Consider the following 13471-nt stretch of genomic DNA (forward strand, 5'->3'; position numbering starts at 1 on the left):
TTCGACGCAGCCGGTCGGTATCATACAGCGAGGTCGTTGCTTGGGTCCCCATCGCGCCAACCTCACGCTCGCCCATTCCGCCGACCGGGAGCCGGCCTTGGTCAACGCGCCCGTCGCGATCATCGACATCGGTTCGAACTCGGTCCGCCTCGTGGCCTATGACGGCCTGAGCCGGGCGCCGACGCCGCTCTACAACGAGAAGGTCCTGTGCGGGCTGGGCCGCAACGTCCTCACCACCGGCCGCCTCAACGACGAGGCGGTGCGCCGGGCGCTGGCCGCACTCGCGCGCTTCCGCGTGCTCTGCGAGACGATGCGGGTCGGGCGCCTCTTCGTGCTCGCCACCGCGGCTGCCCGCGACGCCTCGAACGGCCCCGCCTTCCTCGAGGCGGCGGAAGCCGCCTGCGGCACCCGCATCGAGCTCCTGTCCGGCCGGCGCGAGGCCGAGCTGTCGGCGCTCGGCGTGGTGTCGGGCTTCCATGCGCCGGACGGCGTGGTCGGCGACCTCGGCGGCGGCTCGCTGGAACTCGTGGACGTGCGCGGCGCGGTGGTCGGGCAGGGCGTGACGATGCCGCTCGGCGGGCTCGCGCTGCAGGACCTCTCGGGCGGCTCGCTGAAGAAGGCCGGCAAGATCGTGCGCGAGCACATGAAGAAGGCCGCGCCGCAGCTGGAGACGCTCCGCGGGCGCACCTTCTACGCCGTCGGCGGCACCTGGCGGGCGCTCGCCCGCCTGCATCAGGCCGCGCGCCAATATCCCGTCCACGTGATGCATGGCTACACCGTCGAGCCGACTGACGAGCTGAGCTTCCTTCAGGTGGTCGAGCAATCCGACGCGGCGACGCTGCAGGACGTCGAGGCGATTTCGGAAGCGCGCCGCCCGCTGCTCGCCTACGGGGCCGTGGTGCTGGAGGAGATCATCCGCGTCGGCCGGCCGCGCGAGGTCGCGATCTCGGCCTCCGGCGTGCGCGAGGGCCTGCTCTACGAGCAGGTCGACCGCGACACCCGCGCGCTCGATCCGCTGCTCGCCTCCTGCGCCGAGCTGAACCAGCTTCGCGCGCGCTCGCCGCGCCACGCAGACGAGCTGATCGCCTGGACCGACCGGTTCGTGGCGGCGCTCGACGGACCGGAGACCGCCGACGAGCGCCGGCTGCGGCATGCCGCCTGCCTCCTGTCCGACATCGGCTGGCGGGCGCATCCCGACTACCGCGGCGAGCAGAGCATTGCGATCATCCAGAACGCGGCCTTCGTCGGCATCGACCATCCCGGCCGCGGCTTCCTTGCCCTGGCGATCTACTTCCGCCACGAGGGCGTCGCCCCGGAGAAGGCCAACCCGATGCTGCGTGCGCTCGCCGGTCCGCGCCTGTTCGAGCGGGCCCGCCTCATCGGCGCCCTGCTGCGGGTCGCGTTTCCGATGACCGCCGGGATGGAGGGCGCCCTGCGCCGCATGCCGCTCACGATCGAGGACGGCCGCGTCATACTGAGTCTGCCGCCCGAGTGGGACGCTTTGAATGGCGACCGCCTGCTCAACCGCGTCCGCGGCCTCGGCCGCATCGTTGGGCTCGAAGGGCGCGTCCGCGTCGGGTGACGCGCCGGTAGATGCGCGGCGTGAGCGCCGCGCAGCCGTTCAAGCCGTCCGCTCGGCGAAGATCGCCTTCTTGACGATCGCGTGGACGCCCCAGTTGCCGTCCACCACCTGGGTGATGCCGAAATCGACTGCGATCGACATCAGCGAGATCGCCTCGTCCTCCGTCAGCCCCTTCGCGTGCATCAGGAACTGCCGCATCTTGCGGAAGGCGTCGCGCATGGCGAGGTCGATCGAGGATTTCTGGAAGATGGCTTCCTGTGCGCCGGCGCCGAGGTCCTTGAGATAGTTCGGATAGCTGAAGCCGGAGAGTACCCACTCGTCCCTGGTCTCGATCATCGGAAAGTCGAGGCTTTCGAGGGCTGTACCGGCAAGGTCCTGCTTCTTGTGCAGCACGAACTGGAACGTGCCGGTGAGCGAGCACTCGATCGCGGTGCCGCAGAGTTCGGAATCGCCCTGGCTCGCATGCGGGTCGCCGACTGAGAACAGCGCACCCGGCACGGCGACCGGATAGTACATCGTCGCGCCCTTGCCGATGCGCCAGTTGTCGATGTTGCCGCCGGTGTAGCTCGGCGGAATGGAGTTCACCATGTCGGCTTCCGCGGGCGCCAAGCCCATTGTGCCGAAATGCGGTCGGATCGGCACGCGGATGCCCTTCAAGACATCGAAGTTCCGGTCGGTCTTGGTGTGGTCGACCAGCAGGCCTGGATAGTCGATCGTCGGATGGGCGATCCCGTTCGGATCGGTCACGCCCGGCCAGCGAAAGCTGTAGACGGCCTTCGCCCAATCGCGCGTCCCGGTCGCGTCGACCTCGTAGATGGTCACGACCTCGCGCGGCTTTTCGCCCGTCAGAAGGTCCTTGTAGTGGTAGCCCCACCAGGCGGCGGCGTTGCTTCCGAAGGCGAGGCCCTTGAACTTCGGGTTGGCGCAAGGGCGCGGCGTGACGTCGAGGATGCGGACCTCCAGCACGTCGCCGGGCTCCGCGCCGCGGATCGCCACCGGGCCGGTGCAGATGTGGACGCCCAGGCCGCCGCCGGGACCGAGCTTGGCATCGTCGGGGCCTGCGCCACGCCGCGCGACGCCTTTCTTGTCCTTGGTCCAGAGGTAGACGCTCTCGGCGCCCGGATCGCCCTGGATCATCCGCTCGGAATCGTCGCTGGCCTGGTGCGTCAGCGTCTCGATCGTGACGAAATCGCCCGACGCGATCTCGACCTGCGGTTTCAGGTTCTTGCTGAAATAGCCCCAATGCACCGTGTCGGCGTTGGCCGGCAGCATCTGGTGCGTCGCCTGCCGCGGCCCGCGGCCCGCACTGGTCTGAGCGAGGGCCGGCGTGACCAGCGACAGGCCACCGGCGGCAAGGGCGACCGCGCCGCCCGTCGCGACGAACCCGCTCTTCAGGAAGGCGCGGCGTTCGGGCGCGAGATCCCCGAGGAAGCGGCGGCGATGCTCGGCGAACGCCGCGCAGTTCGGATCGTCACCCTGGCACATCGTCTCGGCCCACACGGTTTCGGTGGGACCGGACGATGCAAGGGGATTGCCAGGCTCGCGCCGGTTACTCCGAGATCATCCCGACGCCGGGCTCGGCCGAGTCGAGCTTCTGCTCGTCGCCCGCCTGCGCCTCCACCACCGCGGCGGTGGTGACGTTGACGATACCCCGCGCCGTCACCGACGGTGTGAGGATGTGGGCGGGCTTGGCCGGGCCGATCAGCAGCGGGCCGACGGGGAGGGCGTCGGCCAGCACCTTGGCGAACTGGTAGGCGATGTTGGCCGCATCCAGGTTCGGGAAGATCAGCACGTTGGCCGCGCCCTTCAGCGGCGAGCCGGGCAGCACCCGGTCGCGAACGATCTCCGAGAGGGCGGAATCCGCCTGCATCTCGCCGTCGACCTGGAGGTCGGGCGCGCGCTCGTGGATCAGACCGAGGGCGGCCCGCATCTTCATCGCCGAGGGCGTGTCGGACTGGCCGAAGTCGGAATGGCTCAGCAGCGCGATCTTCGGGGTGATGCCGAAGCGCGTGACGTGCCCGGCGCAGGCGACGGCGAGCTCGGCGATCTCCTCGGCGCTCGGGTCCTGGCGCACATGCGTGTCGGCGAGGAAGTAGGCGCCCTTCTTGGTAACGATCAGACTCATCGCGGCGCATTGCGTCACGCCGGGCAAGAGCCCGATGACGTCGCGGATGATGCGCAGGCGGGTCTCGAACCGGCCTTCCAGCCCGCAGATCAGCGCGTCGGCCTCGCCGCGGCGCACGGCGATGGCGCCGATGATCGTGGTGTTGGTGCGCACCAGAGTGCGGGCGGCGTCCGGCGTGATGCCGCGCCGGCCGGCGATGTCGAGGTAGGTCTGGACGTAGGAGCGGTAGCGTGGATCGTCCTCCGGATCGATCAGCTCGAAGTCGCGGCCCTCCTGGATCGACAGGCCGAAGCGCTTGAGCCGGGTCTCGACCACCCGCGGCCGGCCGACGAGGATCGGTTTTGCGACGCCGTCCTCGACGATGGCCTGGACCGCGCGCAGAACGCGCTCGTCCTCGCCCTCGGCGTAGATGACGCGCTTCGGGTTCTCCTTCGCCTTCGAGAACAGCGGCTTCATGATGAAGCCCGAGCGGTGCACGAACCGGTCGAGGGACTCGGCGTAGGCCGTGATGTCCTCTACCGGGCGGCCGGCGACGCCGGAATCCATCGCCGCCTGCGCGACGGCTGGCGCGATGCGCAGGATCAGCCGCGGGTCGAAGGGGCTCGGGATCAGCGAGCGCGGCCCGAACGGGCGCGCCTCGCCGCCATAGGCGCGGGCGACCACGTCGGAGGGCGTCTCGCGGGCGAGCGCCGCGATCGCCTTCACCGCCGCCTTCTTCATCTCCTCGTTGATCGAGCGCGCGCCGACATCAAGCGCGCCGCGGAAGATGTAGGGAAAGCACAAGACGTTGTTGACCTGGTTCGGGAAATCCGAGCGCCCGGTGCAGATCATCGCGTCGGGGCGCTTCTCCTGCGCGAGGTCGGGCATGATCTCGGGATAGGGATTGGCCAAAGCCATGATCAGCGGCTTCTCGGCCATCTTCTCGAGGTACTCGGGCTTGAGCACGCCCCCGGCAGAGAGGCCGATGAACACGTCGGCGCCGGGGATCACCTCGGCCAGCGTCCGCGCCTCGGTCTCCTGCGCGTAGATGTCCTTCCACCGGTCCATCAGCTCGGTGCGGCCCTTGTAGACCACGCCCTTGATGTCGGTGACCGTGATGTTCTCCCGCGTCGCTCCGAGCGAGACCAACAGGTTGAGGCAGGCCAGAGCCGCCGCGCCCGCGCCCGAGGTGACGATGCGGACGTCCGACAGCTGCTTGCCGGCGAGTTCCAGCGCGTTGAGGACGGCGGCCGCGACGATGATCGCGGTGCCGTGCTGGTCGTCGTGGAAGACCGGGATGTTCATCCGGGCGCGGCACTGCTCCTCGACCTCGAAGCACTCCGGCGCCTTGATGTCCTCGAGGTTGATGCCGCCGAAGGTCGGCTCGAGCGAACACACGACATCGACGAGCTTGGCCACGTCGAGCTGGTCGACCTCGATATCGAACACGTCGATGCCGGCGAACTTCTTGAACAGGACGGCCTTGCCCTCCATCACCGGCTTGGACGCCAGCGGGCCGATGTTGCCGAGGCCGAGCACCGCGGTGCCGTTGGTGAGCACCGCCACGAGGTTCTGGCGGATCGTGAGGGTCGCGGCCTCCTGCGGGTCGGCGGCGATGGCCTCGCAGGCGGCGGCGACGCCGGGCGAATAGGCGAGCGCCAGGTCTCGCTGGTTGCCCAGCGGCTTCGTCGCCTGGATCTCGAGCTTTCCGGGCCGCGGAAGGCGGTGGTAGACGAGAGCCCCCGACTTGAGATCCTCGGACATGTTGTCGCCCATGGCCCATTCTCCCTCGATCAGGCGGGTGCGCCCTCCGGCATCGACCCCCTCCACATGAAGGCCCTGTTGCACCGGCTGCGCAGCGGGCGCAACCCGAACAACGAGACGCGAATCCACCTGGAAAAGCTGGTGCGCGCCTACGGATTCTCCATCGGTGCCTATTCCTACGGGCGGCCGAAGGTGCGTTTCGCCGAATCCGGCCGGAGGCTGACGATCGGCCGCTATTGTTCCATCGCCGACAAGGTCGAGATCCTGCTCGGCGGCGACCACCGGCTCGACTGGGCCTCGACCTATCCGTTCGCGGCGATGCGCGGGCTCTGGCCCGAGGCCGACGCGCCGGCCGACTACCACGCCTCGCGCGGGGACGTGTCGATCGGGCACGACGTCTGGCTCGGCTCAGGCTGCATGATCCTGTCGGGCGTCACGGTCGGCCACGGCGCGGTGGTGGCGGCACGCGCTGTCGTCGCCCACGACGTGCCGCCCTACGCGGTCGTCGCCGGCAACCCGGCGCGGGTGGTGCGAACCCGCTTCGACGAGGCGATGGTCGCGGACCTCGTCGCCTGCGCCTGGTGGGACCTGCCGCACGCCACGGTGGCGCGCCTGGTGCCGCTTCTCCAGAGCGGGCGCATCCCCGAGCTGGTCGAAGCCGCCCGCGCCGTTGCGCCGCCTGCCTGAATCCCTTACCCGCGGGCCGATCGTCTTCGCGAGGCCGTCCTCGCAAGCGCGCCCGTTGTAAGTCTTCGCCGAAGGTCCGCCCGATGTCACAGACGCCTCCCGACCGCCTCGCCGTGAACCCGAACAGCCCGTTCTACGACGAGACCGTTCTGGAACGCGGCATCGGCATCCGCTTCAAGGGCGTCGAGAAGACCAACGTCGAGGAATATTGCGTCAGCGAGGGCTGGGTTCGGCTGAGCGCCGGCAAGACGCTCGACCGCGCCGGAAACCCGATGACGGTGAAGCTCAAGGGCCCGGTGGAGCCCTATTTCCGGGATGCCGCGCCCGAATCCGAAGCTGCCCCGGAGGCCTGAGCCTCCCGTCGGCCGCGCGCGAGGTCGAAGTCGCGCAACGTACCGGCCACCAGGGCCGCGACTTGCTCGGAGCTGCGGGCGTCGCGGACCACGAGGCTCGCGAGCACGTCGGTGCGGCGCTGCCGCTGCTTGGTCGTCCGGGCGTGGTTCGACAGCCGCAGGGCGAAGGCGCATCCTTCGCGCTGCAGGTACAGGCTGTCGCCGCGCTCGTTCCGCGCGACGACATGGAACCCGTGCTCGGCGAGCAGTCGGGCCGCGTGGTCGAGCGCTGCGAGCGGCGGGAGGCGACGCGGGGCCTGCCCGCTCACGGGCCCGCCGGCTCGATGGTGCCGAGCGTCCGCCGCCCCAGGGTCCGCGTCTTCAGCCGCAGCGCCGGGCGCTCGATCGCGTACCAGGAGGCCGTCGCCACGGGAAACGTGAGCGCCAGCGCCGGCAGCAGCAGCGGCAGCGCGGAGATTCCGGGCCAAAGCGCGTGCAGGCTCTGCTGCACCGGCCAGCCGTAAAGGTAGATTCCGTAGGACAGGTCGGCCTTCGGGTCGAAGACCTTGCGGGCGAGCCACGGCGACAGGCCGAGCCAAATCGTGCCGTAGCCTTCCGCGACGAACAGCAGCGCCCGGTAGAACGGCCCGTGTCGCACCAGGAGGCAGGCGAGGCCCAGGATCGCCACGGGCACCACCGACAGGCGAACGACCTCCCGCGCGGTGTAGAGCGCCGCGCCGACGGCGAAGATCAGCGGCAGGCGCAGGGCCGTCTCGAGGCCCTTGGGCAGGTCGGGCCGCGTCGCGTCGGCGACGAGCAGCGCCAGCGCGAAGCCGGCGACGACGAGGGGCGCGATCCAGCGTGAACGCAACGCCCCGAGCAGCCCGGCGCCGACGACGCCGAGATAGCAGAGCACCTCGTATTTCAGGGTCCAGACCGTGCCGAGCGGGCTGCGATACGGGTTGTCGGTGAAGACGCCCGGCAGCGACGCGTTGCTTTTGAAGGTCGTCAGCGTGCCGCGGACGAAGCGCCAGACGCCGCCGTCGCGAAGGTACTCGACGAGGGGCAGCGTGCTCATCGCGGCGCCGAGCACGAGGGCGACGACCAGCGTCGCCGCGACGAGGCCGGGCAGGATGCGCAGGGTCCGCGAGATCAGGTAATCGACGAGGCCGCGCCGGTCGAAGCTCATCGCCACGAGGAAGCCCGACACGGCGAAGAAGCCGTTCACGGCATGCTCGCCGAGGGTGAAGCCGGTCGCGCGCGCAAGCGGCTCGTCGAGGGCGTTGCCGCTGGTGACGCTGAAGGCGTGCGAGACCACTACCGCGACCGCCAGCACCAGGCGAAGCCCGGAGAAGCCGTTATGCGGGCGCGCCAATGCCTCGGCGACGGTCGGCGCGCGGCTCATTCGAGGCCCTCGCGAGCCAGCGCGGTGTGCCCCATGAGCGCGGCCCAGGCGCCGGCGGCCGATCCGCCGTAGCGCTCAAAGCCTGAGCGTCGCAGGATCAGCACGGACAGAAACGCCTTGAGAACGTTGGCGACGAGGCTAGGGAGGATGGGGTCGGCGAGACCGTATTTGCGGGCGACGTAGGCGCGCGACCACGCCTGGTGCCAGCGGGTGCGGAACACCCGTCCGCGCTCGGGCGCCGAGGAGCGCCCGCGCCCGTGCAGGACCTCGGCACCATGCACGTGGACGAGTGCTCGTCCCGCGTCGGCGACGCGGCGGCAGAGGTCGTCGTCCTCGTAGAACAGGAAGATCCGTTCGTCGAAGCCGCCGAGCGACAGAAAGAACCCACGCTCGATCATCAGGCAGGCGCCGGACAGGAACGGCGCGCAGGCGTCGCCCGAGGGCAGGTCTCGGCGCCCACTCGGGTTGGTTAGGTAGGGCGCCAGCAACGAGCGCGGCTGGTAGAAGAACCGGCCGTCCGGCTCGACGATCCGCGGGGCGAAGAGCCCGGCTTCCGGCCAGCGCTCGGCGGCAGCGAGCAGGGCGTCGGCCGCGCCCGGCCGCAGGGTGACGTCGGGGTTGAGGATCAGGACGTAGCGGGCCTGCGCGGCGGCACGGATCCCGCGGGTGTTGGCGCGGCCGTAGCCCTCGTTGCGGCCATTGCGGATCATCTGTGCGCCCGCGGCTTCGGCGATCTCCACAGAGCGGTCGCGGCTGGCGTTGTCGACGACGATCGCCGGGACGTGCTCGGCCGCGAGCGCCGAGAGGCAGGCCGGCAGGGCCTCGGCGCTGTCATGCGCGACGACGACCGCGACGAGGCTCGCCACCTAGCGGGCTCCATGCAGGACGCGCGTCTCCCGCCCCCCTCTGCGGGGGAGGGGGGAGGAAGGAACGCGTCGCGTCACGCCTTCTTCTCGGGCAGGTTCAGGCGGATGTGCAGCTCGCGGAGCTGCTTCGGCGTCGCCTCGGAGGGGGCGCCCATCATCAGGTCCTCGGCGCGCTGGTTCATCGGGAACAGCACGACCTCGCGGATGTTCGGCTCCTCGCAGAGCAGCATCACGATGCGATCGACACCCGGTGCGATGCCGCCGTGCGGCGGGGCGCCGAGGCGAAGCGCGTTGAGCATGCCGCCGAACTTGGCTTCGAGCACATCCTTGCCGTAGCCGGCGATGGCGAAGGCCTTCTCCATGATCTCGGGCTTGTGGTTCCGGATCGCGCCCGACGACAGCTCGATGCCGTTGCAGACGATGTCGTACTGGAACGCCTTGATGTCGAGGATCTTGGCGTCGTCGCCCTCGCCCAGCGCCAGGAAGGCGTCGTGGTCGAAGTTCGGCATCGAGAACGGGTTGTGGGAGAAATCGATGTGCTTCTCGTCCTCATTCCACTCGAACATCGGGAAGTCGGTGATCCAGCAGAACGCGAACTGGTCCTTGTCGGACAGGCCGAGGTCGTCGCCGATGCGGATGCGGGCCTTGCCGGCGAGCGCCGCCGCCTTGGCCTCGGTGCCGGCGGAGAAGAACACCGCGTCGCCGGCCTTCGTCCCGGTCTTCTCGGCGATCCGCGTCAGGATCGGTGCGGGGATGAACTTGGCGATCGGCCCCTTGCCGGCCAAGGCGCCGTCGACCTCCTCGAACACGACGTAGCCGAGGCCGGGCGCGCCCTCAGCGCGGGCGAAGTCGTTGAGCTTGTCGAAGAACGAGCGCGGCTGCGTCGCGGCGCCCGTGGCCGGGATCGCGCGGACCACGCCGCCGGACTTGATCACGCCCTTGAACGCCTTGAACTCCACCGCGTCGTCGGCGAACTCCTCCGTCACGTCGGCGATCAGCAGCGGATTGCGCAGGTCGGGCTTGTCGACGCCGTACTTGAGCATCGCGTCGGCGTAGGTGATGCGCGGGAACACGTCGGTGACGCGCTTTTCGCCGGCGAACTCCTTGAACACCCCGTGCAGCACCGGCTCCACCGCCTGGAACACGTCCTCCTGGGTGACGAAGCTCATCTCGATGTCGAGCTGGTAGAACTCGCCCGGCGAGCGGTCCGCGCGGGCGTCCTCGTCGCGGAAACAGGGTGCGATCTGGAAGTAGCGGTCGAAGCCGGCGATCATCGTCAGCTGCTTGAACTGCTGTGGCGCCTGCGGCAGCGCGTAGAACTTGCCCGGGTGCACGCGCGACGGCACGAGGTAGTCGCGGGCCCCCTCCGGCGACGACGCCGTCAGGATCGGGGTCTGGAACTCGAAGAACCCACCCTCGCGCATGCGCCGGCGGAGCGAATCGACGATGGCGCCGCGCTTCATGATGTTGGCGTGCAGCTTCTCCCGGCGCAGGTCGAGGAAGCGGTAACGGAGGCGGGTCTCCTCCGGGTATTCCAGGTCGCCGAAGACCGGCAGCGGCAGCTCGGCGGCCGCACCCAGCACCTCGAGCTCGTCGATGTAGACCTCGACCGCGCCGGTCGGCAGCTCGGGGTTCTCGGTGCCGGCCGGCCGGGTGCGGACGCGCCCGTCGAGGCGAACGACCCATTCCGAGCGCACGGCGTTCGCCGCCTTGAAGGCCGGCGAATCCGAATCGACCACGCACTGCGTCAGTCCGTAATGGTCGCGCAGGTCGATGAAGAGCACGCCGCCGTGGTCGCGGATGCGGTGGCACCAGCCGGAGAGACGGACCGACGCGCCGACGTCGGATGGGCGGAGCGCCCCGCAGGTATGGGTCCGGTAACGGTGCATCGCAAAACCTTGGGATTGAAGCGCGGCACCATTCACGCGAGGGGGGCGAAGTCAAGCAGTCGGGCGCGGGTCCGCTGCGGCTCGACGACGCGAAGCACTCGCGGCACGGATGCGTCCACGCGAAGGCAGCGGAAGATATCAAGAGAGTCGGTGCAAGAGTGTGGGCGCAAGAGAACGGATAAGCCGGCACCCGGCTCCCCTTTGCAAAAAACCTCCGATATAGCCGGAGGCATGGATCTGATCAGTACGACGCAGGCGCTCCGCGAAGCCTGCGACCGCCTCGCCGCGCAGAGCTTCGTCACCGTGGACACGGAGTTCATGCGTGAGACGACCTATTATCCCAAGCTCTGCCTGATCCAGATGGCGGCGCCGGACGGGACCGGCGTGCTGGTCGACCCTCTGGCCGAGGGCATCGACCTCCAGCCCTTCGTCGACCTGATGGCGGATGAAGGCGTGGTGAAGGTGTTCCACTCCGCCCGTCAGGACCTCGAGATCATCTGGCTGATGGGCGGGCTGCTGCCGCAGCCGTTCTTCGACACGCAGGTCGCGGCGATGGTCTGCGGCTACGGCGACTCGGTGTCCTACGAGCAGCTGGTCAACGACGTGGCCAAGGCCAAGATCGACAAGTCCTCGCGCTTCACGGACTGGTCGCGGCGACCGCTCTCCGACGCGCAGCTTTCCTACGCCCTGTCGGACGTAACCCATCTGGTGACGGTGTACGAGAAGCTCGTCGCCGACCTCGTCCGCGACGACCGCGGGCAGTGGCTCGACGAGGAGATGGCGGTGCTGACCTCGCCCGACACCTACCGCGCCGACCCGGCCCAGGCCTGGCGCCGCCTGTCGGGCCGGATGCGCAAGCCCCGCGAGATCGCGGTGCTGATGGAGGTCGCCGCCTGGCGCGAGCGCGAGGCGCAGACGCGCAACGTGCCGCGCGGGCGCATCCTGAAGGACGAGGCGGTCATCGACGTCGCCACCTCGGCGCCCCGCAGCGTCGAGGCGCTCGGCCGCCTGCGCTCGATCCCGGCCGGCTTCGAGCGCTCGCGCACCGGCACGGACATCCTCGCGGCCGTCGAGCGCGGTTTCGCCCGCGACACGGCCGAGATCGCCTTGCCCGAGCGGGGGCGCGGCCGCAGCGGCGGCAACGGCGCGCTGGTCGAATTGCTCAAGGTGCTTCTGAAAGCCGTGTGCGAGACCGAGGGCGTCGCGCCCAAGATCATCGCCACGGTGGACGACCTCGAGGCGGTGGCCGACGACGACGACGCCGACGTGCCGCTGCTCCAGGGCTGGCGTCGCGAGTTGTTCGGCAGCAAGGCCCTCGACCTCAAGCACGGCCGCCTCGCGCTTTCGGCCGAGGGCGGGCGGATCGTCGTCCGGACGCTTACCTGAACCTTCGTCGCGCCCGGGCCCTTACGGCCAGCCTCCAGAGACATCGTAGCGCGACGTCATCGGCGAGCCCGTGACACGGGTCGAGGCCGGGACTAAATGGCAATGCCTTTGCCGAAACGTCCCAGGGCCGCACGTCGCATCCGATGCACGAACCCAACGAAGTCCTCCAGACGCTGACAGGGCGGGGCACCGTCTCGGCGGAGGGCTGCGGCACCGTCCGCGTTCGCTACCGAGTGGTCGTGGAGCGGCGAGACTCGACGGTGACCGCGCATGGCAGCCTGCACGGAAGCCATGCGGGCCTGCGTCCGATCTGGCTGACGCCCGACTCCACCCTTCGCCTGAAGACGGGACGGGCTTTGGCGATTTCCATCACCGACCTCGTCGGCGACACCGCGGAGTTCGAGAGTACTGGGCCGGTCGGGCCTCTTTGAGCGTCTAACCCGGTGTTGTGGCCAGGTGCGCGATGGTGGTGCCGGAGTCGGTGCAGCCCGGCACCCGATTCTCGCAGCCGAGGGAAGCATGAAAGTGCATTCGATCGCGCACCGATCGACGAGGATGCGGCGAGAGCGCGCAGAAGCGGCAGGAAATCGTCAACCACACTGCTCGGTTCTTTGATCCGTAACCCGATACGGGTTTTGCGCTGCATCCGGGTCTCATGCAGGCGACAACACGGGATGGTGATGGAATGGGCAACGCACCGTGCGCTGGACGCATGAAAAACCGGGGGCTAGAAAAGATAGCCGCTGTGCGCGCATGTGTTTCGCTCTGAAAGCGAAGCAAAGCCTCGCACGAGCATCCGCCATTGTGCGATGCACAACGATATTTTGCGCTGCATCATCGGCCCAGCACTTCACGAGAGGGGTGCGGCGACTTGCGCACAACCCTATGGCCGACGGCACAACCGAGTTGACGACGCTCAAAAATCTCTTAGAGTTCGTTCAAGCTTCGGTTTCGAGGGGGCCGCCTCAGGGATGGCGGTCTCTGGCTCGACGACCCTAAAGGCGTCGATTTCCCGCCCGCTATCGAAGCATATCGATCCCTGTCGCAAAGAGTCAGGTCAGGTCTTCACGTCGCGATCTGCGTCGCGCCGCGTCGGCATCAAGACTTGTCGGAGGAACACACATGAGAGCGGTCCATCTTCTCGCCCTGGGCGCCAGCATGGCGGTTGCCAGCCCGGCGTTCGCGAACGAAGACCTGATGAAGCACCTGGCGAACCCCGCCGAGCAGGTTCTTCAGACGGTCGACTACGCCAACACGCGCTATTCCAAGCTCGACCAGATCAATGCCGGAAACGTCAAGAACCTCCAGGTCGCCTGGACCTTCTCGACCGGCGTGCTGCGCGGCCACGAGGGCTCGCCGCTCGTCGTCGGCAACATGATGTACGTCCACACGCCGTTCCCGAACATCGTCTACGCGCTCGACCTCGACCACGAGGCCAAGATCGTGTGGAAGTACG

General features: G+C 69.0%; 11 protein-coding genes and 1 pseudogene. 6 read left to right on the forward strand and 6 right to left on the reverse strand.

The features are described from left to right. Positions 1–40 precede the first annotated feature (40 nt). Entirely contained in the window at positions 41–1582 is a 1542-nt protein-coding gene (gene ppx / locus FV229_RS06650; protein ID WP_147751204.1) for an exopolyphosphatase, read from the forward strand. A gap of 39 nt (positions 1583–1621) precedes the next feature. Here the strand turns inward: ppx and FV229_RS06655 are convergent, their stop codons facing one another. Together FV229_RS06655 and FV229_RS06660 are read right to left on the reverse strand one after the other, a co-directional pair. Next, complete coding sequence (locus FV229_RS06655; protein WP_147751205.1) at positions 1622–3067, reverse strand: acetamidase/formamidase family protein; 1446 nt, start codon at positions 3065–3067, stop codon at positions 1622–1624. 64 nt (positions 3068–3131) lie between these two features. Beyond that, entirely contained in the window at positions 3132–5462 is a 2331-nt protein-coding gene (locus FV229_RS06660; protein WP_147751206.1) for an NADP-dependent malic enzyme, read from the reverse strand. A 54-nt stretch (positions 5463–5516) separates the two neighbouring features. Between FV229_RS06660 and FV229_RS06665 the strand changes: the two genes are divergently transcribed. Continuing rightward, the gene (locus tag FV229_RS06665) at positions 5517–6137 is read left to right on the forward strand and encodes a CatB-related O-acetyltransferase (protein WP_187275075.1); all 621 of its coding nucleotides are present in this window, start codon (positions 5517–5519) and stop codon (positions 6135–6137) included. 83 nt (positions 6138–6220) lie between these two features. Then, positions 6221–6490 carry a DUF3297 family protein gene (locus tag FV229_RS06670; protein WP_147751207.1) on the forward strand — a complete coding sequence of 90 codons (270 nt, stop codon included), beginning with the start codon at positions 6221–6223 and terminating at the stop codon, positions 6488–6490. On the opposite strand, the gene FV229_RS06675 is transcribed toward FV229_RS06670, so the two are convergent. The 4 genes from FV229_RS06675 to aspS all read right to left on the reverse strand — a co-directional run bounded on the left by FV229_RS06675 (position 6442) and on the right by aspS (position 10629). Beyond that, the gene (locus tag FV229_RS06675) at positions 6442–6798 is read right to left on the reverse strand and encodes a hypothetical protein (protein WP_147751208.1); all 357 of its coding nucleotides are present in this window, start codon (positions 6796–6798) and stop codon (positions 6442–6444) included. The two genes, FV229_RS06670 and FV229_RS06675, sit on opposite strands and share 49 nt — an antisense overlap. Then, positions 6795–7874 carry an acyltransferase gene (locus tag FV229_RS06680; protein ID WP_147751209.1) on the reverse strand — a complete coding sequence of 360 codons (1080 nt, stop codon included), beginning with the start codon at positions 7872–7874 and terminating at the stop codon, positions 6795–6797. Before FV229_RS06680 ends, FV229_RS06675 begins: the two co-directional genes overlap by 4 nt. Continuing rightward, positions 7871–8740, reverse strand: coding sequence for a glycosyltransferase family 2 protein (locus FV229_RS06685; RefSeq protein ID WP_147751210.1), 870 nt, complete (start codon positions 8738–8740; stop codon positions 7871–7873). Before FV229_RS06685 ends, FV229_RS06680 begins: the two co-directional genes overlap by 4 nt. A 74-nt stretch (positions 8741–8814) precedes the next feature. Then, positions 8815–10629 carry an aspartate--tRNA ligase gene (aspS, locus tag FV229_RS06690; protein ID WP_147751211.1) on the reverse strand — a complete coding sequence of 605 codons (1815 nt, stop codon included), beginning with the start codon at positions 10627–10629 and terminating at the stop codon, positions 8815–8817. Positions 10630–10860: 231 nt separating this feature from the next. Here aspS and rnd point away from each other — a divergent pair, with 231 nt between their 5' ends. From rnd to FV229_RS06705, 3 genes and pseudogenes are all read left to right on the forward strand, one after another. Beyond that, entirely contained in the window at positions 10861–12015 is a 1155-nt protein-coding gene (gene rnd, locus FV229_RS06695) for a ribonuclease D (protein ID WP_147751212.1), read from the forward strand. A gap of 143 nt (positions 12016–12158) precedes the next feature. Continuing rightward, positions 12159–12446 (forward strand): hypothetical protein, encoded by a 288-nt coding sequence (locus tag FV229_RS06700; RefSeq protein WP_147751213.1) that lies wholly within the window; start codon positions 12159–12161, stop codon positions 12444–12446. A 691-nt stretch (positions 12447–13137) separates the two neighbouring features. Beyond that, a pseudogene (locus FV229_RS06705) lies at positions 13138–13471 on the forward strand (PQQ-dependent dehydrogenase, methanol/ethanol family); the annotation flags it as partial.

This window comes from Methylobacterium sp. WL120 (genome assembly GCF_008039465.1).
GTDB lineage: Bacteria > Pseudomonadota > Alphaproteobacteria > Rhizobiales > Beijerinckiaceae > Methylobacterium > Methylobacterium cerastii.

Excerpts from the sequence above, each read along its gene's own strand:
- FV229_RS06655 (WP_147751205.1), bottom strand. The coding sequence starts at position 3,067 with ATGTGCCAGGGTGACGATCCGAACTGCGCGGCGTTCGCCGAGCATCGC.
- FV229_RS06660 (WP_147751206.1), bottom strand. The coding sequence starts at position 5,462 with ATGGGCGACAACATGTCCGAGGATCTCAAGTCGGGGGCTCTCGTCTAC.
- FV229_RS06665 (WP_187275075.1), top strand. The coding sequence starts at position 5,517 with ATGAAGGCCCTGTTGCACCGGCTGCGCAGCGGGCGCAACCCGAACAAC.
- FV229_RS06670 (WP_147751207.1), top strand. The coding sequence starts at position 6,221 with ATGTCACAGACGCCTCCCGACCGCCTCGCCGTGAACCCGAACAGCCCG.
- FV229_RS06680 (WP_147751209.1), bottom strand. The coding sequence starts at position 7,874 with ATGAGCCGCGCGCCGACCGTCGCCGAGGCATTGGCGCGCCCGCATAAC.
- aspS (WP_147751211.1), bottom strand. The coding sequence starts at position 10,629 with ATGCACCGTTACCGGACCCATACCTGCGGGGCGCTCCGCCCATCCGAC.
- rnd (WP_147751212.1), top strand. The coding sequence starts at position 10,861 with ATGGATCTGATCAGTACGACGCAGGCGCTCCGCGAAGCCTGCGACCGC.
- FV229_RS06700 (WP_147751213.1), top strand. The coding sequence starts at position 12,159 with ATGCACGAACCCAACGAAGTCCTCCAGACGCTGACAGGGCGGGGCACC.